We start from the raw sequence: 19,495 nt of genomic DNA, 5'->3' as shown, positions 1-19,495 counted from the left end.
ATGAATCTATCCACTATAAGTATCAAACGCCCGGTCCTGGCCCTGGTAATGAATATTCTCATTATCCTTTTCGGGATTATTGGTTATATGTACCTGGGAATACGTGAATTTCCGTCTATAGACCCTGCACAGGTTTCCGTACAGACCAATTACGCCGGTGCGAATGCAGATATTATCGAATCCCAGATCACGGAGCCTCTTGAAAAAGCAATTAATTCTATTGACGGTATCCGAAATATAACCTCTTCCAGTACCCAGGGATCCAGCCGGATAAGCATTGAGTTTAACCTGGATAAAAACCTTGAAGAAGCAGCCAATGATGTTCGCGATAAAGTATCGCAGGCAGTGCGGAACCTGCCGGAGGACATAGATGCTCCCCCGGTAGTAACCAAAGCCGATGCCGATGCCGAGCGTATCATTTCCATGACCGTACAGAGCGATACTAAAAATATTCTGGAACTCTCCGATTATGCAGATAATGTAATTGCCCAAAGGGTACAGACTATTCCGGGAGTGAGTAGTGTGCAGATATGGGGGCAGCGCAAATACGCCATGCGTTTGTGGATCAACCCGGTAAAAATGGCTTCTTACGGGGTAACCGTAGGCGATGTCAGAAGTGCCTTGCTGGCTCAGAACGTCGAATTGCCTTCCGGAAAGCTGACAGGAGATAATACGGAACTGACGGTAAGAACCATAGGAAACCTTTCTACGGAAGAAGAATTCGACAATATTATTATCCGTGCGGAAGGGGAAAGAATTGTGCGTTTCAGTGATGTGGGAAAAGCTGCTCTGGAAGGGGAGAACATGGAGACCAAGATGAGTGATTCCGGACAGCCGATGGTTGCCGTAGCCGTAATTCCACAGCCCGGAACCAATTACCTGGAAATAGCGGAGGCCTTTTATGCGGAATACGAAAAACTCCGCAAAGACCTTCCCGAAGGATTTAAACTGAATGTGGTCATAGACGATACGGTTTTTGTAAAAAGGGCCGTGGAAGAAGTCGCGGAAACTTTACTTATTTCCGTTGTCCTGGTGATACTGGTTATTTTTCTCTTCTTCCGTAACTGGTCTATAGCTTTACGCCCCCTTCTGGATATCCCCGTGTCTCTTATCGGAACGTTCTTTATTATGTGGTTGTTAGGGTATTCTGTCAATGTACTGACGCTTCTCGCTATTGTACTGGCAACAGGCCTGGTGGTAGATGACGGCATTGTGGTTACGGAAAATATTTATAAAAAGGTAGAGGAAGGCATGAGCCCCATAGAAGCCGCCATAAAAGGCTCTAATGAGATATTTTTTGCGGTGATCTCGATCTCCGTTACACTGGCGGCGGTATTCCTGCCCGTCATCTTTCTCGAAGGTTTTGTAGGGAGGTTGTTCCGGGAATTCGGCGTGGTTCTGGGAGCTGCCGTACTCATTTCTGCTTTTGTTTCCCTGACACTTACTCCTATGCTCAACGCTTATCTGATGAAACCCGGTAAGCAGAAACAATCGAAATTCTACAATATCACCGAACCTTATTTTGTAATGATGAATAAAGGTTATGCCAGCGCTCTTCAGGAGTTTATGAAGCGAAAATGGCTTAGCTTTCCTGTCCTGTTTGCCTGCCTGGGACTTACATGGTTGTTTTATACCCTTCTGCCCAAAGAGACTGCCCCGTATGAAGACCGGAGTTTTGTAAGTCTCAATGTTACGGCTCCCGAGGGTTCGTCCTATGAGTATATGGATAGGTATATGACAGAGATAACAAAACTTATCAATGATTCCATCCCGGAAAAAAAAGTAAGTTTGGTGCTTACGTCCCCTGGTTTTGGTACCTCTTCCGTAAACAGCGGACGTGCCCATATAGCCCTGGTGCCGCCTGAAGAACGGGACAGATCCCAGCACGAAATTGCGGTGGCATTAGGTGCGTGGGCAAAAAAATATGTAGGGGCAAAAACAAGTGTTTCGCAAAAACCTACTATTTCCGTAAACCGCCGCGGTGGCCCGCCTATTCAATATATTATCCAGGCGCCTAATTTTGAGAAGTTAAAAGAAAAGATTCCGGAATTTATGGAGGAAGTGGAAAAAGACCCTACATTTTCCTTTACCGATGTGAATCTTAAATTCAACAAACCTGAAATTTATGTGAATATCGACAGGCAAAAAGCGGAAAGTATGGGAGTCTCCGTTCTTGATGTGGCGCAAACCCTGCAATTGTCGCTAAGCGGACAACGTTTCGGTTATTTCCTGATGAATGGTAAGCAATACCAGGTAATCGGGCAATTCGACAAAAAAGACAGGAATGCCCCCATAAACCTGACTTCTATTTTTGTGAGAAATAAAAACGGGCAACTCATTCAGTTGGACAATCTGGTCAACATAAGTGAACACAGTAGTCCGCCTCAGTTATATCACCACAATCGCTACCTGTCCGCTACTGTCTCTGCCAACCTGGCCAACGGGAAAGCTATTGGCGATGGTATAGAAGCCATGGAAAGGATCCGGGAAAAGGTACTGGACGAATCTTTTACTACGGATCTCGGAGGTGAATCGCGGGATTTTGTGGAAAGCAGTTCCAATACTTCTTACGCTTTCGGGCTTGCTTTATTGCTTATTTTCCTGATTCTGGCAGCACAGTTCGAAAGCTTTATAGATCCGTTTATCATCATTCTTACCGTTCCCATGGCTGTTGCCGGGGCCTTGTTCTCGTTGTGGCTTTGGGGAGAAACCTGGAATATATTCAGTCAGATAGGTACCATTATGCTTATAGGGCTTGTTACCAAGAACGGTATTCTTATCGTGGAATTTGCAAATCAGCTCCGGGAAGAGGGGATGCCAAAATCACAGGCCATTATCGAAGCATCCGAGTCGCGCTTACGTCCTATATTAATGACCAGCCTAACCATTATATTAGGAGCATTGCCTATTGCTCTTTCCCTGGGAGCTGCCTCTACCAGCAGGATAGGTATGGGAGTGGTTGTTATCGGAGGCTCCCTGTTCTCGCTGATACTGACACTTTTTGTGATCCCGGCGATTTATGCCCTGTGGTCCAGGGATAAAAAACATCGTCCGGAACTTGATGCTGCGTAAAAAATAATGTCATGAGTAAACGAATACTGTCCATATATTTCATTTTCGGAATCCTTATCATGAAAGGAAGGGCCCAGGAGATACTTACTCCGGAAGATGCGATAAGAATCACCCTGGAGAACAATTATGATATCCGCCTTGCCGAAAATTCTTATGAATCCGATCAGTTGGGAGTAAGTGCCGGATTTGCCGGAATGCTTCCGCAGGTCAACCTGGTCCTGAACGATAATAATAGTATCCAGAGCCTGGACCAGACAAGGACAGACGGAACGGAGATGTCTTTGTCCAATGCAAAGAATAATAACCTTAACTATGGTGTGGCTCTGGATTGGACTGTTTTTGACGGTTTGAGAATGTTCGCCCGGCACGAACAGCTTCGGGAATTGGAAAAATTGGGAAGTACAGAGTTGAAAAGAGCCATACTGACCAATGTGAGTAATGTACTGATAACGTATTACGATGTGGTGCAGCAACAACAGCAACTGGCAGTGCTGGACAGCACTTTGGTCATTTCCAGACAGCGGGTGGAGCTTGCGGAAAACCGGTTTATCATCGGTAAAGCTTCAAAACTCGAACTTCTGAATGCCAAAGTCGATCTGAATACGGACCAGACACTCAGATTAAAACAAGAGGAGTCTTATAACAACACCAAAATACAACTCAATGAACTTCTGGCTCGTGACAGTAAAACCAATTTTCAGGTGGTGGATGAAATTGATGTGGACAAAAATTTGTTTTTACCGGAGCTCGAAGTCCTCGCCAAAGAACGCAACCCCGAACTGCTCGCCCAGGTTATTAATAAACAAATCGCAGAACTGGAACTCAGGCAGGTAAAGGCAGCGCGTTACCCTACGATAGTAGCCTCGACCGGGTATAATTTTTCCAGAACGGAATCCAGTCTCGGTTTTGTTACCAATTCATCATCCAACGGCTGGAATTACGGTTTTAGCGTAAGCCTGAATGTCTTTGACGGATTCAACCAGAACCGCAACGAAAAGATAGCCAAAATAGCTATCGACAACAATCAATTGATGATCGAGCAGCAGAAACAGGCGCTGTTATCGCAATTGGGCACTGCTTTTCAGACCTATCAAACCAACCTGGAACTTATCGTTTTGGAGCAAGGAAACGAAAATATAGCCAAAGAAAACCTGGACATTACTATGGAAAAATATAAAATAGGTACCATTCCCACGATGGAGTTCAGGACAGCACAACTCAATTATATCAATGCCAGGCTAAGACATAGTGAAGCAGTACTACAGGCTAAATTATCCGAGATTACCCTGAAAGCCATTTCCGGTAGCTTATCATTCTGATATGCCTTTACAAGTAAAAGCCCGAACCTGTGGGTTTGTCCATAGATTTCTTCAGGATAAGCTTTTTTGTGGGGATATATGGCCGGTAATTGCTTTTTAAATGCGACAATATGTATGCTTTAAAGTCGCATTTTGTATAAAAAATATAAAAAAATACAACTTATTTTTTTCTTCTTTTCAGGGGGCATTTCCCCGGTATTCAGTCTTTTTACCCTGTTGCTCATAAAGTAATTCCTACGCAGGAAAACGTAAAGACAACACTTTCTTAATATCATATTTTGTATAATACGTTCGTATTTAATATCTTGCAGGCTGTATATAGCTCAGTATTTGATTTGGTATTTTTAGTAGTTAACCTTAATTTTTAAATTTTTAGTAGTATGTCATTTAAAGCAACATTATCTGTTGGCGGGAAAAAAGTCAACATTTTAAGTGCTAATTACGATTTGGCACAGGAAGTGGATGCCACAGGGCGTCCTTCATCAATAACCCGCGGCGGGAGGATTAACCTTACCGTGGAATCCACAGGAGATTCTTTCTTCTTCGAATGGATGACAAATAACTTTGAACGCAAAAACGGTGTAATTACCTATATCAAGCGGGACACCGATGCAAAACTCAGGGAAGTGAATTTCACCGAGGGCTACCTGGTGAAGTATAAAGAGAACTTCGACGCTTCCGGAGACAATCCTTTAACAGAAACATTTACCATATCATGCCGTGCTGTTGCCAGCGGTGGCGGAGAGCACATTAACGAATGGGTGTAAACCGCTCATTCCGATTACAGTAATAAGCGAGCCGATCAAATATTACTAAAAAAGAGGATGGTGCCCCGTCCTCTTTATTTACCCTGCCCCCCAAATCTTACATACTTATATTATAAAAATTGTCCGAAAAGTTGTAGTGCTGTTTTCCGGATGAGACCGAGGGTTTCCTATATTCGGAATATACGGATGCACAGGGTTATTAACTTTTCAGATAGTATACCTGCCCGTAATTTGCATGCTACGCGTAGTGTACGAAATTGACTCCCGGAGTTCTTTTTTAAAGGATGCCCGGAGTTGTGAAAATGTATACCAACAGCATTGAAATATGTACATGGAAAATACCGGGTTTCGGGGATATAGGGCAATAGTATAAAAGCGTACTTTTATAGAGAAATTAAACACAATCTGTACAGAAATAATACTTTAATTATGAGTTTTTTATCAAAACTGACCATTGATGGCGAAGAAATGGTTGTACTGCGGTACAGAATGTCTATGGTTCAGGATACGGACCATAGCGACAGACCGGCAGCCGACCCCAGGGGCGGGCGTATTCGTGTGTTAGTGGAACTGACGAAAAGTACTTCGCTCTTTGACTGGATGCGGAACCCGAGCCAGGTAAGGGACGGCGAGTTTGTATTTTACCGAAGGGACGGAATGTCTAAAATGAGGGGGCTGCAATTTAAAAAAGCTTATTGTGTAGCGTATGAGGAGCTTTTTGATGCGGATGATTCTTTACCTATGCGGGCAGAAATTACTATTGTCGCCAAGGAGATTACTATCAATGGTTCCCGGTTCGACAAGAACTGGCCGGTAGCATTATAAATGATAGAATTATGGATATAAGTGTACATGCTGCCGAAGAGGCTTTGGGATGGATCGAAGAATTGTCCCGTGTAGGCTATCGCGGAGTTTTAAATTTTACACTTTATAGCCATGGAGAATGGCCGTGGCGGATCCATATACGATCTTTTATAGCTTCTCCGACTACAGGAGTGTTTTTCAGGGGAGATGGGAGAGGGCCTTCTTTGGATATAGGTGAAAATGTTACCTCCAGAGTAAGGAGTACTTTTATAGTTGACCCCATGGAAGGTATGATTACCGACCCGCAGTCCAGAAGTGACTTCACATTGTTCTATGGAACTCCTCCTGTGCCTGGGCAGCCATACGTTCCTCCACGGGTGGATGAAGGAATTCCAAAATCCAGGATTAGCGATAAGGTTTTTTCCGGAGGGACAGCATCTTTTGACTTTCACCACTATGGCAAAGACCCTCTTACACCAGGCTTTATAACCCCAAGCCTTGATGTACATTCCACTTTATCCGTAACAGAAGACCAGGAGAAAGGTATGTTGATCATCAAAGGCTCTTTTACGGGAGACAGTTTTCCCAGCGCCGAAGCTTTTGTGGTAGACCAGTCGGGAATGACCAAAGTGTTTTTAGGAGCAAAGCAGGAGTCCGGGGGAATACACAGTCTTTTCAGGGATAATAAAAATCCGCTGTTTAATGTAGATATGCAAATCATGTTTGACAGTAATGGTAATTTTACTAGTGTCTGTCAGGGTGATCAGACCTATACTATTGACGAATGGAATAAATATATTCAGGATGAATTTTAAAATTAACATCCCGGTGTTATTGTTTGTAGCACTATCCGTTTTTGCAGGGTGCGGACCGTCCGGTGAGGAAGCTATATTCGTAGTGCCGGAAAATTATACCGGCTATATTTTGGTTATTTACGATCAGGAAAACGGAGCAGAAAAGGAATACAAGGATAAAGCCCGAATATACAGGATACCTTCGAACGGGATATTGTTGTCAAAATTTCCAACTAACCCGGGCTGGTCGGATTTCCCAAAATTTTATTATCGGAATATCGATCAGGAAAATGAAATTCGGTTTACTATGGACAGGGAACTTCCTGCGGATACTGTAATAGCTACAGGCGGATCTAGTGGTTATGCCAGTAGAGATAGTGAAGGGAAAAAGGGAATTAGATTTGTGCAATACTACATAGGCACCAAAGATCAGATAGATGAGGCTTATGAAGAAGCCGAAAATCTTGACATTGTAAAATTAGTGGATACCTCACAAACCAGGGAAGGTTTATAACATAAACACATTGTATTATGGCCATACAGACCAATATCAGGATAGCTATAAACGGAGAACTGTTAACCAGGTTTTCTACGATTGTCATCGCACAGCAACTCCGGGCACATCATGTTTTTTCGATAAAACAATCTTTGCCTAAAGAATTTATATCCCAGGCTATTGATAAAGCCCAGGATTATATGGGACAACCTGTTCATATAGAAATAAAATCCAAGAGCCTTCAGAAAGAAACTTCTCCATTAGTGTTCAAAGGACTCATCACCGATGTCAGTGTGGACCGGAGCAGGGGGGCTGCAGGAGAGATCGTTATCTCCGGGACAAGCCCCACGGTGAAACTGGATGGCGTTCCCAATACCAGGTCGCACATCGGTAAAGAGTTGTCGGCCATTGTACAGGATACGCTCGGGTCACTAAAAGAAAGCATGAACCTGAACCTGCAGATCAGCAGGGATACCGCTCTCGATTATACCGTGCAATATAAGGAAAGTGATTTCGGATTTCTTTGTCGTATGGCCGGGAAAAAAGGAGAATGGTTTTATTACAACGGTGCCGAGTTGGTATTCGGACGGCCTAAATCCGAATCTTTTTCCCTGGTTTATGGCCAGAATATTACCAAATTCAACCGGCATATGAGTATAAAGCCATTGAGTTTTCAATATACCGGGTATGATCCCGACAATGCACAGACCCAAACCATAAGCTCCGGGGAAGTAGGATATGAGACCAGGGGATTGGCACAGGCTATGGTCCGGGCTTCCAAAAAAGTCTTTACGGATAACGGGGCTTCCATGTATTATCATCACCCGATAAGCGCGGGTAATGCCCAAAGCCATTTGCACGACAGGGTAAAAACACAATTGCACGGCCGTGCGGCCGGTTTGGTTGTAGCCAAAGGAGTTTCCACCGAAACCGGTTTGCGTCTCGGGGATATAGTGAGTATAAAAGAACCGATGTTCTCCCTGACCGGTGACATGGCCGATGGGGTAAAAGAAGATTCTTTCGGGAGCTACTACATCACTGCCATAACCCATATATGTGATGAAACCGGTAATTATACCAATGAATTCAATGCAGTACCCGATACGGTAGAAGCTCCTCCGTATACCGATGTACTGAATCCGCCCGTAGCAGAAACCCAGCCTGCCGTAGTGACCGACAATAACGACCCCAAAGGGCTGGGTCGTGTAAAAGTAAAGTTCCACTGGGATTACGAAAGCCCGTGGATACGGATGGTACAGCCTCACGGCGGCGGAAACAAAGGATTTTATTTTATTCCCGAAGCAGGAGAAGAAGTCCTGGTGGCTTACGAAGGTGGAAATGCAGAGAAACCTTATGTAGTAGGCACCATGTATAACGGAAACCAGAAAAGCGGATATGCGACGTCAAATAACGATCTCAAAGTAATACACAGCCGCAGCGGCACCAAAATAAAGATGAACGATGCCGAGGGCAGCATCTTTATCGAAGATCCTTCGGGGAATACCTGGTTTATGGACGGGGATGGGAATATCAGCGTTAATGCCCCTAAGAATTTTAACCTGGTGGCCGGAGAGAATGTAACGATATCTGCTGGTAAAGATGTAAGTGTCAGCGCCGGTGGAAATATGACAAATTCGGCCAATGAAGATATTGCGGTTACTGCCGGTAAGGATATTAGTCAGAGTGCAGCGGGAACCATAACCGAAATGTCGGATGAAAGAACAGAAATAGTGGAGAATGATTTCTTAAGACAGTCCAGTACTTCCAACGAAATCGCCAATGAGATAAGCCTGTTCAGCGAAGGAGAAAACATGACCATGCAAAGCGGCAGTACCATAGAGTTCAATAGCGCAGAAAAATCCAAACTATTCTGATATGGCCATAATCAAGCAGGCACAACAGATTACTGTTGCCGTAAACAACGCTTACAATTTAAAGGTAGGCGGGAAGATGGAAAAAATAGCCAATAAGATCAATGTGGAAGCTATTAGCTCTGATCTGACGCTGACCAGTAATAAAAAAATAGTGTCCAATGGGAACAAGCGTTAGTTTTGGAGATTATAGCCCGGGAGTTCTACCTGTGACCATAGTTGTACGAACGGCTTATTTTGCCCAAAAAAAAACGGAAGATATCCTTGAAGAAACTACGGAGGAATATACCGTGGTATCGGGGGATAATCTCTCCAAAATAGCCGGTAATTATGAAGGTGTTTCCTACCAGGATATCATGGAGGAAAACGGGTTGACATCTACCGTTATCAGTGTCGGGGATACGTTAAGTATAACCAGCCGGACAAAAACCGGTGAAAGAACGAGTTTTGAAAAGATAAAAAACGGCAATGTAGGAGATGAGGTGTATATTGTAGCGGAGCATTTCGGTATCGTAAACAGTATACAGGTAACGCTGAAAGAAAAAGAGGCTTTGCTTACCGATGGAGGGACGCTTCCCGTATTGCAGGATGAAAGTGAGATAACCACTATAGAACTCTGTGAGCCGGAAGAAGAAAACTTAAAAGGAACACATCGTTATGCCAAGGTAAAACTCCGCCCCAAGGAAGATGAAACATTGGAAGAATGGCGCGAAAAACTCGGAGAAAAGGAAGTTATGGGATATACCGACGGGCAACGGAGCATATCCCCGGAAAGCTATGACAGAATGATTACTAAAGAAGGATGGGAACCGGAATACGGAGAAGCAATAAAAAGTCTCCTGTCTATTGAGGTGGAAGCCCAGGCAGAAGGAGAAATTACATATAGAGGAACGGACAAGAGCAATGTGTTTTTGAATGAAGAGGGGGAGTGGTTTGAGTTAGGTGGACTGAAAGAAGGTTGGTCAATTGAAGTTCATTTATACGACGACAGATCTGAAATGGGATATGGGGTTTTAGTTTTGTTAAATGGTAATGGAGAGGAATATTGGAGAACAATAGTTAGAGGTCAAGGATTTTCAAGTAAAATAGGTGGATCAAGGACTCAAAAAATGGGAGATACGCCTACAGGTACATATAAGTTTGAACAGTGGAGAAAAGACGGAAGTTCAACCATATATGGCTCTAATTCTAGATTAGACATGACTTACGAATCAGGAGAAGCAAAAGCGGCAGGTAGAGAAGAAATACAAATTCATGGTGGTAGACAAGCGGATTATAATAATCCTTATTTATGGAATACGGGCGGATGTTTAAGAGTTTTTGATGATGCTATTAAAACACTGAAGGAAAAAATAGAGGAATTGAATTCAGAAGATATTGAAGATTATTATATATATGTAAGGAATGATTTAGAATATGATAGTGATTCCGAAAAATATTTTATACCATCAGATTCTGAAAAATTAAATGGAGAAGAAAGTGATGAAGATGTTTTGGAAAAAGGGATTGTTAACCAAAAATATTACCGAAATGAGAGTAATTATTACACTGATATGCTTGATAATTAGTGTTTCCTCATGTAAAAAAAATGAGGTAACAAATAATTCTGAAAGAAAATTACAAGATAAAAATAGTGAGACTATTACAGAAAAATTTTCCTGTAATGAGGGACAGAACAACATAGATTATGCAGTAAATCATTTTAAAGAAATAAAAAAATGTATCAAGGATAACGATTCTTATTTGTTAGGACTTTTGACTAACATAAAATCAGAATTTAATGACGATCTCATAAATAGTTTAATGTTATTGGATTCTTTATCCCCTTTAGTAGATGGTGCAGATGCGGAAACTTATGTAGATGTTGTATTTACCGTTTTTAAAACAACTCCTACGGAGACTATCCGGTATCTATGTGCTGGAAATTCAGCTAATATGGAAAAGGTATTTATTGATGCAGTTACGTTTTATAAAGACAATGAAGCGATTTCAAAAGAAGATGTTCAAGGAATATTCCAAGACATTAATAGCAATCAGGAAATGGATTCTTGTAAAGAAAAAATAATGAATAAGATTTTAAGGGTTGCGATATATAGAATAAATGACCCTGATGGATATACCAACTTAAGAAAAGGAAAAGGGGTTGATACTCCTGTTATTGAGAAAGTGAAAAATAAAGAAAAAGTTAATGTTCTCAATGATTCAGGAGAATGGTGGGAAGTACAATACGGAACATCGGAGGGGTATATTCATAAAAGCAGGTTGATTAAGATTTAAAAAAGCAAACATAAAAATTGCCCCCAAAATACAGAACATACAAAATAAACAAAGGAGACACACTGATTAGTGTTGCCGAGGCACTGGGGATTACACCACAGGAAGCTAAAAGTTTTCACAATATTTTCAGTAGTGAAGACGACCTTATTGGTGTTGATCTTCCTTCGCATTTGCGTACACTTTATGTATATCCGCATATTTATGAAAAGATCCGGGACAATCCGGCATTCGTAAAATTTAATTACGGATATACCCTCAGGTTTAAACCTGTGGAAAAAGTGCTTAAATATGGAGTGATGTATACCATTTCATCCGGTGAAAAAGAAGAAAATACCTTAAAATACAGGGTTAGCGTAACATTTATAAGACAGGATGAAAAAGGATATGTTTTTGAGATAAACCGATTGTCAAAAACATATATTAACGATGAAGAAGCATCGGAAATAGCCGACGAGCTGGCCGAAAAAGTATCGGGTACAGTATACCCGTTAGAGATAGTTGTGGATGAAGATGGTAACTGGACGGATATTGCCAATCATCCGGTTATACGGAAACGGTGGAAGCAGGTTAAAAAGCGGATTTTTGAAGAATACGAAGGGGCATGGGTAAAACAGTACGTGGCTGAAAGCGAAGCCTCGCTGGAAGATAAAGAGTCATTAAAGATATCCTTATCGGGAGATTGGTTTTTAGTCGCCTATTTCGGACAGATTTATGTGGATTACACGCCACGGTTTGTCTTTGAGAATAAAATTTCATTTCCCGTTGTGCCATTTATAAAACCTGTAGCGTACACCGTGAAACAGGAAGTGAAAATGCTTCTGGATGAATACGGCCTGGTACAAATAAGCCAGGAAGGAAGCGTATCCGATAACAGGTCAAAGACCGATTTGGAAAACGGGCAGAATTTCCCGCACGATGCTTTGTTGTATCCGGGGTCGGAAAAAGCAGAGGGGGCATATAAGGCTAAATATTTTTTAAATGCCGGAAATAACCTCATTGAAAGTTTGTTTCTGGAATGTTCGCTGCAACTGGAGAAACAGAAGAAAATAAAAGTAGTCGTTTCTTTATTGGAAGATAAATAGAAGATTATGAGCGAAAAGCATGTTGTAGTTCACGGGGCCACCTGCAAGTGTAAGTTTAGTGAAAAACCTCAGACAGATGTATTGCAGGTGAAAACGCAAAGCAGGCATTTTGCAAATGACAAAGACGGTTCGCAGAAATTGATTGCTACCGATAAAGACGTGGGGCAGACATTAAAGAAGAACACTTTCGGCAAATGTAAACTGCAGCCTACGTCAAGCGGATATAAACCATGTCAGGCGGTGATTACCCAATGGAGCGGCTTTTACGAAGAGACAGTACTATCCAATCAAGGTAAAATATTGCTTGAAGACAGTAAGGCAACATGTCCTATAGGAGGAGCGGACTGTATATCTATAGACAACCACGGGCAGAAAACGGAGGGCAGTAAGCAAAACGCGGATAACGCTAATGAAGATGTCCACAGTCAGTTAAACCCCATGGCAAATATAAAAGAGATGAGCGCTCCGGTAGCTACTCATGAGGGAATAGAAGATTCTTCGCAATAATAAAGTTTACGGAATAGGTTATTATGGCAAAAGGAGTAAAAAAAATACGCTGTGTCGAAGGGAAATATTATCCCAAAATGTCGGTACAAAATGAAAAAGTGGTCATAGTACCCGACCAGTTTGTGTATTTTAGGGTGAGTGAATGGTATCCGGATACCACAGAAGAGGAAAAGAAAAGAGACCTTACCTGGATGCGGCAGGATACCGGCAGAAAGACTATCATACGGCAAATGACGGTTCCCGAAAATAAAATGTATGGTGTGAAACTACCTAAAAAACTGTGTGGCCCGTATGCCTATTATGTCGAAGCCAGCCTTTTTGGAAAACGGGACCCGGCGAATACGGGGCTTTATGTAAACGGACATTGCCCCGCCCGGATAGTTAGCAGTAAATGGAGTACCCGTAACGGGGGAAGCGATGAACGAAAAAGCAAAAAGTTCGCTTATGGCGAAACAGTTTATCTCAATTTAAGCACGGAAGGACTGAATGGTTGTACCGATCTGTCCATAGAGATATACAATATTCAGAACCTGAGAGGAGATAAACGCATCTTTACCTATAACCGCATACATGTTACCGACGGAGAGATCAACCTGGAAATACGCAATACTTCTTCCTGGCAACCCCTTGTCAGCAATATACAGGAAGAAGAAAAGTTTTATATAAAAGTAAAAAATGGCAGAGGACAATATATTATAGATGATAATAACGATGATATTCATGCCCGTTTTCTCCGTATTAAAAATGAACTCGTATCGAACGAACCCGAACGGCCAAAGAACCTTACGCCGGTAAGAATAGGAAAACCACAGCTGAACATGGAGCGTTATGAGCCATGTAAATTTGAGACCATATCTATTACAGAAGTAGAAGAGAAAAATGGCAAGGCACAGCAAAAGAAGGTTGTGGTTTTTGACAATGGCAAGAATCTGTCTAAGATCAGGTCTGTTCCGGAACTGGTGAACCGCACCGTCTATTTCACTTTTGACTCGGCAGCGATAGAATCCCAAAGCAGATCAGTTCTGGATAATACGCTCCGGTTTTTACTGGAACACGAGCATTCCACAATTACACTTAACGGGTATGCCTGCGTAATAGGAAAGGCAGATTACAACAAAGCATTGTCATTAGAAAGAAGCCAGGCCATTAAACAATATTTTACGGAAGGAGGCTTGAATCCCAATCGTATTTTAAGTAATGGTAAAGGAGAAATTTTATTAAATGATAATAGAGATAATGACGATAAGAACGGGGCGGATAATATAAAATATAAAGATGAAAGGGAATATCACGAAGCCCGGAGAGTAGATATTTCCTTTACGTTTTACGGCCATGACGCCCAAAGGATAATTTATGAAACCATAGCGCCCAGTAGTGATCGGAATATAACAATCGATATTACAGGGTTTGAAACGAAATCTTGTTTTAGGAATAGCAATAATAAACACCGTAAGATTATCCGGATAACCTCACTGGAATATACTGCAGCTATAGAGCAAGAGAGTGATTCTGTACAAGCCCCTCTTCATTCAGCGCTTTCCGTACTCAATGTAGGGCCATTACAATATATTTGGCCCAAATGGAACCTGATTAGTGGTGTAGGTGACGGAGGAATAGATTCCGCCGTACTGTATAATGTATACGTAAACTCGTGTAGGTACTTTACGAACGAAAAAAAATCAACGATTCTCATTAAGGCATATCCGGATATAAAGTGGACATTCAATTTTTTTCTTAATCTTACGAATGAATTAAGTGTCAGTTGGCAGAATATGCCGGCCGAACGGCATAGGGAATTACAGAGAAAAGCCGGAAAAATAGGAGCAGAAAGACGGTGGCAGCAAAAGGATGCCTCATTTGGTTTTAGCCTTAAAGCCGAATGGAATAAAGATACCGGAGGCAATTTCGGAAGAGAACAGGAACTGAAACTGGAATATGAAACTAAATTCAAAAAAATATATTCACTGTTTTCGTCCGTAGGGGCGATGTCTGACGGAATTACGAATAAAACCAAAGGACAAGTAAGAAATATAGGTTTTAAAGGAATACCAATATCGTTTGTCGTATTTCCCCCAAATGTTACTATAGGTGGGGTATGGTATTTGGAAAAGATAAGGGAAAGCCTCGGAACTAATGTGAATATATCTTTCGAGGCTGATCCCCTGATAGGTCTGGAAATCACGATTGATTTATTGTGTTTGGGGGTTGGTGCTGTTGCAGGTGCAGTGTCGGGAGGAACGGCTTCCGGTCCGGCAATGCAGCTTTATAACCAGATTAAAGGTACTATGAACACAGGAATAGATGTAGGTACCGACGATTTTGGTTTTAAAGCCAGTTCGGATGTCTTTATCGACCTGGTGATTTCCAGTACGATAAAAACCTCTCTTGGTTTTGAATTTAATACTGCTGGAAACCGGGAGGATACAAAAACCAAATTAGAAGCAACAAATACCCTTAAAATAGAACTAAAAGCCGGAATATGGGTAAAGGCCGAGGCAAATTTGGTAATTGTAAAAGTAAACGGATATTTTGAAATGAGTGCAAAAGGGTCTGCAGCGGTAACATTCGGACATAGTGTGAATTATGACGATAAAGGATTGTACTACCGTCCACAACTTGGTTTTGACGGCATAATTGCCGAATACGTTGTGAAAAGCAGGGTCGGGTTGTCCTCCAAAAGAACTATTTTTGGAGGGGGAACTCCCGGTATTGAGGAGGGAGGAGTTATCAGTGAAGGAGATTTTACCGTAGTACCTCCATTTGATGTAATAGAAAGCCTGGAGGAACTATTTGATTTTGAAGCGAATATTCCGTTAATTAAAAATGATTAAATATTATGAGTCTTATGTTGAATGCTAAAATTTTTGTACTCACCGTGATATTATCTTCCTGTCAGTCCCGGATGGAAGTTTCCGAGACAATTCTCAATAAAGAGGTAAGTGGATTAATTAAGGATAAAAAAGAATTCTTTTCCGAACAAATTCACCCTTCCACAGGCTTACCACTATTATATACTTATGACGTTCAAAATTATACTTTAGGGAGTATTGACTTTGAAAATAATAGTAAACAGACAACATTAGGAATTAATTCGGTTGGGTTCTACCTGTATAAAGCGTATAATAAAGATGAAAATAAAATAGCAGGTATTAGGATAGAAGTTCATGAACAGGGAGAAGAATTGTTTAGTTATTTAAAAGAAAAGTACGGAGAACCGGAAGAACTGGCTCCTGAACCGGAAACCCGCTATGAAGGTATAGTTCATGGTATATCAGCCTATATATGGAAAAGCGATACCCCGTATACTGTGATATTGTCCAAATCTTATGCGACGAAAGATAAAGAACAACTTATAACCACCACGGCCTATATAGTGAATAATGATGCTGAAGATATTACTGCGGATGGGAGAACATCAGTGGAACGTCTTATACAATCACTTAAACAATAATGTTTTAGCATGAGTATATTGCCCTATTATATGATAGACTTTAGCGGGTCCGCATGTATGTTTGAAATCCGTGTAAATGATTACCCCGTTATCACACAAGATATTGAAGGACAGGTCTCTTCAATGATTCCCATAAATTATGCGATATTAAAAAGCGGCGTACAGACAATTTCGGCCACGGTATTGCCATATTCCGGGACCAAAACCCTGCACCCCAGGGCCAGCCTCAGGTTTAAGGTAATGCTGTTTGATGTCACCAATGATTTTATGTTTAAAGAACAACTTAATGAATATCAAACGCGGGAAGTAGGGGATAATGCGTTGCCGGTGTTAACCGAAGCAGGCACTTTTTCAGCCCAAGTTCCTTATACTCTCGCTGCATGGCAAAATGGGGCGGACCTGAACGATGAAAAGAATTTAAAGCAGAAATTAATTTCTGCCTATCACGAAATTGAGGAACTAATTGCAAATAAAAAATACGATCTTTTTAGAGAAAAAATAAATAAAAGAGAAAGGAATATGGCACTTTCCATGTATCTCTCAGAAGAAGAAAGCCAATCCAGAATCTCCGGATTAGTTTCAGATTTTGAGTCAGGGTTTGAGATTATACCCGTTACAGCAGAGGCTTCGGTGTTGCAAATTTATGGGAATGATAAGGTAGCAGCATTGAAGAAATTAGACGGACGCTCCGGACTAATGCTCTATAATAAAGAAACAAAAGAAGAACTAACACTGGATTTAACATTCTATATCCCGGAAGGAAAAACCGGGTTTGAAATTATTTGATAAATATAATAGCTGCAAAGAAGAAAGAATCAGGTGTTTTGGGATAGTCCGGTAGATTGTATTTCTCAAGATGACTCCGAACTTATGGAATATTTCAAAGAAAGCAAATTAATTTGTGTCTGAAAAAAATTGATTTAAATACAAATCCCCGAATTTCTTCATGGACAACCTGTTAGATCTTTATATAAAACAGGAAGTAGCAACCCCGATGGTGATTTTCTTTATGTTGTTCGCTATGGGGATCGCGATATTTCACACTGTGATTTTTGCGAAATTACTCGATCTGAATTTCAGAAAATGGTTGTTTTTTGTTTTAAATCCCGCTTTGATCGGGCTGTCTGCATGGATAAACAAGAAACTGGCTTTGGTAGTTTTTTTCCTCTTGGTGATCTCCGTTTTTCTGTTTGCCATTATAGGAGCTGTCCGGTCCGGAATTGTCAGTGCCCGGGAAAACAGAACAAAAAGGACAAAATTCAATGCAAAGTATAATATTAAGCCCACACCCCTATGGAAAAAAATTGCCGGGGGTATTTTGGCACTTTCCTTTTTTTACCTGTTTACAAGAACAGGACCGTATGCCCTGTTGCTCCTGTTTCTCATTATTCCCCTGGTAAACCTGTTCCTGCCCGGAAATAAGAATAGATATTTACGGTATCAACGTACTTTACCGACTTCTAAAATACGTTCGGTGGCCATGGGGTTAGCCGAAATTGAGGGGGAACTGCGAATGATAGAACCCGTTTTGGCCCCTGTTAAAAAGAAGGAATGTATCGGATATCAATACAGGATTGAGGATATTACTAAGGATAAGGATGGAAAAGAAAGCTATCGTACTGTTTTTAATGAAACCGTTTGTAACCCTTTTTTCATAGAAGATGAAACAGGAAGTATAGAGGTGAATCCCGAAAAAATAGAGTTTGTCTGGATAGAAAAGGACGAGCAATACCGGAGGGGAGGCAAACGATATACACAATACCTGTTAAATCCCGGAGATCAAATGCTGCTCATTGGTAAGGCAAGCCTTAAAGAGAACAACCAGCCGGTTTTTGAATACGAGAACATCAAAAAGGTTTTTGCAATATCCCCTTCCCACAAAATAACATACTACAATACATATAGGCCTTTGTTAAATTCCTTTATCGGATTTACATGTATTTTTGCGTTTATAGCAGCTATTATTTTAATTACTCCCATGCGTATAGAAGGAGAACAGATCATTGTGGAAAATCCTGTTTTCCATAATCCGTTCGGAAATCCTAAAAACGGGGATATTTCTCCGGATCATTTAGAGGATGAAATACATAATGATGCTTCAGGGGAAGGAAAAGAAATTGAATTAAAAGAAACAGAGTACGAAAGAAATGATATGGTTATCGATACTTTTGTCAGATCAGAGGAACTAATTAATCATAACAAATAAAATGGATACTATTATTTCGTATACTATTTTGGCATTGATAGTCTTAGGACTGATCAGTATTACGGTCAGGGCTTATAACCGGTTGGTAATGCTCAGGTTTAACACGGATAAAGCATTCGCCAATATTGATGTTTTACTCAAGCAAAGAGCCGATGAGATTCCGGAGCTGGTAAAAGTAGTAAAGGAATCTATGAAATACGAAGAAACCGTACTGGAAAGACTTACCAAACTTCGGACGGATTTTTTAAACACAGAAAATCCCGAAGAAAAAATAAATTTATCCAATGAGATTGACAAGATCGTAAAATCCATTTTCGCTGTTTCCGAAAACTATCCGGAGTTAAAAGCCAATAAGAATTTTATGTTGCTGCAACAGAGGGTTTCCGCTATAGAAGATGCTATTTCAGACAGACGGGAGTTTTACAACGAAAGTATTAACATGTATAATATAGGAACACACGAATTTCCCGATCTGGTCCTGGCTTCGATATTGCGATACAAGGAAAAACCATTGTTACAGATAACTGAAGCAGAAAAAAGATATGACGGCATTCAGTTCTGAAATAATGAATTTGATCGGGTATATTGATGGGGCCCCTCACATCATGGTGATCTGGTCTGCGTTTGGTATATTTTTTAGCATTTTTTTGTTGAGTATCCCCATGTATATATTCAGGAAGCTGGGATTCGGTAAATATCTTGAAAAGCCTTTTGCGATCCTGACAGGAGTTATTTTCGTTTCCTGGATAATTGGTTTTATAACCCAGATGATATTGTTTTTTTCGGGAGTTTCGGGATTGAGACTGATGCTGATATGGATAATAATGTTTATTACCTATTTGCTCTTTG

At 41.1% G+C, this 19,495-nt stretch carries 17 protein-coding genes; all 17 read left to right on the top strand.

From position 1 onward, the window contains the following. The 17 genes from ACVBDU_RS07915 (at position 1) to ACVBDU_RS07835 (ending at position 19,208) form a co-directional block, all read left to right on the top strand. Complete coding sequence (locus tag ACVBDU_RS07915) at positions 1 to 3,072, top strand: efflux RND transporter permease subunit (RefSeq protein ID WP_447179219.1); 3,072 nt, start codon at positions 1 to 3, stop codon at positions 3,070 to 3,072. An 11-nt stretch (positions 3,073 to 3,083) separates the two neighbouring features. After that, positions 3,084 to 4,391: a TolC family protein gene (locus ACVBDU_RS07910; protein WP_447179218.1), complete on the top strand. Its 1,308-nt coding sequence runs from the start codon at positions 3,084 to 3,086 to the stop codon at positions 4,389 to 4,391. 380 nt (positions 4,392 to 4,771) lie between these two features. Then, a complete protein-coding gene (tssD, locus tag ACVBDU_RS07905; RefSeq protein ID WP_123218295.1) occupies positions 4,772 to 5,158 on the top strand; it encodes a type VI secretion system tube protein TssD in 387 nt (128 codons plus the stop codon). 429 nt (positions 5,159 to 5,587) lie between these two features. Next, positions 5,588 to 5,983 carry a type VI secretion system tube protein TssD gene (tssD, locus tag ACVBDU_RS07900; protein WP_447179217.1) on the top strand — a complete coding sequence of 132 codons (396 nt, stop codon included), beginning with the start codon at positions 5,588 to 5,590 and terminating at the stop codon, positions 5,981 to 5,983. Between the two features lie 11 nt (positions 5,984 to 5,994). Then, positions 5,995 to 6,777, top strand: a complete 783-nt coding sequence (locus ACVBDU_RS07895) for a hypothetical protein (RefSeq protein WP_447179216.1) — start codon at positions 5,995 to 5,997, stop codon at positions 6,775 to 6,777. Beyond that, positions 6,767 to 7,270, top strand: a complete 504-nt coding sequence (locus ACVBDU_RS07890) for a DUF6843 domain-containing protein (protein WP_447179215.1) — start codon at positions 6,767 to 6,769, stop codon at positions 7,268 to 7,270. Before ACVBDU_RS07895 ends, ACVBDU_RS07890 begins: the two co-directional genes overlap by 11 nt. 17 nt (positions 7,271 to 7,287) lie before the next feature. Beyond that, complete coding sequence (locus ACVBDU_RS07885; protein WP_447179214.1) at positions 7,288 to 9,126, top strand: type VI secretion system Vgr family protein; 1,839 nt, start codon at positions 7,288 to 7,290, stop codon at positions 9,124 to 9,126. A 1-nt stretch (position 9,127) separates the two neighbouring features. After that, positions 9,128 to 9,301: a hypothetical protein gene (locus ACVBDU_RS07880; protein WP_447179213.1), complete on the top strand. Its 174-nt coding sequence runs from the start codon at positions 9,128 to 9,130 to the stop codon at positions 9,299 to 9,301. Next, positions 9,285 to 10,691 carry a LysM peptidoglycan-binding domain-containing protein gene (locus tag ACVBDU_RS07875; protein WP_447179212.1) on the top strand — a complete coding sequence of 469 codons (1,407 nt, stop codon included), beginning with the start codon at positions 9,285 to 9,287 and terminating at the stop codon, positions 10,689 to 10,691. The genes ACVBDU_RS07880 and ACVBDU_RS07875 overlap by 17 nt, the downstream gene beginning before the upstream one ends. Next, positions 10,654 to 11,400, top strand: a complete 747-nt coding sequence (locus ACVBDU_RS07870; protein ID WP_447179211.1) for an SH3 domain-containing protein — start codon at positions 10,654 to 10,656, stop codon at positions 11,398 to 11,400. Before ACVBDU_RS07875 ends, ACVBDU_RS07870 begins: the two co-directional genes overlap by 38 nt. 17 nt (positions 11,401 to 11,417) lie before the next feature. After that, entirely contained in the window at positions 11,418 to 12,482 is a 1,065-nt protein-coding gene (locus tag ACVBDU_RS07865) for a hypothetical protein (RefSeq protein ID WP_447179210.1), read from the top strand. Positions 12,483 to 12,488: 6 nt separating this feature from the next. Beyond that, entirely contained in the window at positions 12,489 to 12,989 is a 501-nt protein-coding gene (locus ACVBDU_RS07860) for a DUF4280 domain-containing protein (protein WP_447179209.1), read from the top strand. Positions 12,990 to 13,012: 23 nt separating this feature from the next. Beyond that, positions 13,013 to 15,820 carry an OmpA family protein gene (locus ACVBDU_RS07855; protein WP_447179208.1) on the top strand — a complete coding sequence of 936 codons (2,808 nt, stop codon included), beginning with the start codon at positions 13,013 to 13,015 and terminating at the stop codon, positions 15,818 to 15,820. A gap of 14 nt (positions 15,821 to 15,834) precedes the next feature. Next, the gene (locus ACVBDU_RS07850; RefSeq protein WP_447179207.1) at positions 15,835 to 16,440 is read left to right on the top strand and encodes a hypothetical protein; all 606 of its coding nucleotides are present in this window, start codon (positions 15,835 to 15,837) and stop codon (positions 16,438 to 16,440) included. Between the two features lie 57 nt (positions 16,441 to 16,497). Further along, positions 16,498 to 17,226 carry a hypothetical protein gene (locus ACVBDU_RS07845; protein WP_447179206.1) on the top strand — a complete coding sequence of 243 codons (729 nt, stop codon included), beginning with the start codon at positions 16,498 to 16,500 and terminating at the stop codon, positions 17,224 to 17,226. 160 nt (positions 17,227 to 17,386) lie between these two features. Beyond that, positions 17,387 to 18,646, top strand: a complete 1,260-nt coding sequence (locus tag ACVBDU_RS07840) for a hypothetical protein (RefSeq protein WP_447179205.1) — start codon at positions 17,387 to 17,389, stop codon at positions 18,644 to 18,646. A gap of 1 nt (position 18,647) precedes the next feature. Beyond that, positions 18,648 to 19,208 carry a LemA family protein gene (locus ACVBDU_RS07835; RefSeq protein ID WP_447179204.1) on the top strand — a complete coding sequence of 187 codons (561 nt, stop codon included), beginning with the start codon at positions 18,648 to 18,650 and terminating at the stop codon, positions 19,206 to 19,208. Positions 19,209 to 19,495: the final 287 nt, after the last annotated feature.

It is taken from the genome of Sinomicrobium endophyticum (assembly GCF_052983315.1).
This window is presented reverse-complemented; position numbering and strand designations above follow the sequence as displayed.

Excerpts from the sequence above, each read along its gene's own strand:
- ACVBDU_RS07915 (WP_447179219.1), top strand. The coding sequence starts at position 1 with ATGAATCTATCCACTATAAGTATCAAACGCCCGGTCCTGGCCCTGGTA.
- ACVBDU_RS07910 (WP_447179218.1), top strand. The coding sequence starts at position 3,084 with ATGAGTAAACGAATACTGTCCATATATTTCATTTTCGGAATCCTTATC.
- tssD (WP_123218295.1), top strand. The coding sequence starts at position 4,772 with ATGTCATTTAAAGCAACATTATCTGTTGGCGGGAAAAAAGTCAACATT.
- tssD (WP_447179217.1), top strand. The coding sequence starts at position 5,588 with ATGAGTTTTTTATCAAAACTGACCATTGATGGCGAAGAAATGGTTGTA.
- ACVBDU_RS07895 (WP_447179216.1), top strand. The coding sequence starts at position 5,995 with ATGGATATAAGTGTACATGCTGCCGAAGAGGCTTTGGGATGGATCGAA.
- ACVBDU_RS07890 (WP_447179215.1), top strand. The coding sequence starts at position 6,767 with ATGAATTTTAAAATTAACATCCCGGTGTTATTGTTTGTAGCACTATCC.
- ACVBDU_RS07885 (WP_447179214.1), top strand. The coding sequence starts at position 7,288 with ATGGCCATACAGACCAATATCAGGATAGCTATAAACGGAGAACTGTTA.
- ACVBDU_RS07880 (WP_447179213.1), top strand. The coding sequence starts at position 9,128 with ATGGCCATAATCAAGCAGGCACAACAGATTACTGTTGCCGTAAACAAC.
- ACVBDU_RS07875 (WP_447179212.1), top strand. The coding sequence starts at position 9,285 with ATGGGAACAAGCGTTAGTTTTGGAGATTATAGCCCGGGAGTTCTACCT.
- ACVBDU_RS07870 (WP_447179211.1), top strand. The coding sequence starts at position 10,654 with ATGAGAGTAATTATTACACTGATATGCTTGATAATTAGTGTTTCCTCA.
- ACVBDU_RS07860 (WP_447179209.1), top strand. The coding sequence starts at position 12,489 with ATGAGCGAAAAGCATGTTGTAGTTCACGGGGCCACCTGCAAGTGTAAG.
- ACVBDU_RS07855 (WP_447179208.1), top strand. The coding sequence starts at position 13,013 with ATGGCAAAAGGAGTAAAAAAAATACGCTGTGTCGAAGGGAAATATTAT.
- ACVBDU_RS07850 (WP_447179207.1), top strand. The coding sequence starts at position 15,835 with ATGTTGAATGCTAAAATTTTTGTACTCACCGTGATATTATCTTCCTGT.
- ACVBDU_RS07845 (WP_447179206.1), top strand. The coding sequence starts at position 16,498 with ATGTTTGAAATCCGTGTAAATGATTACCCCGTTATCACACAAGATATT.
- ACVBDU_RS07840 (WP_447179205.1), top strand. The coding sequence starts at position 17,387 with ATGGACAACCTGTTAGATCTTTATATAAAACAGGAAGTAGCAACCCCG.
- ACVBDU_RS07835 (WP_447179204.1), top strand. The coding sequence starts at position 18,648 with ATGGATACTATTATTTCGTATACTATTTTGGCATTGATAGTCTTAGGA.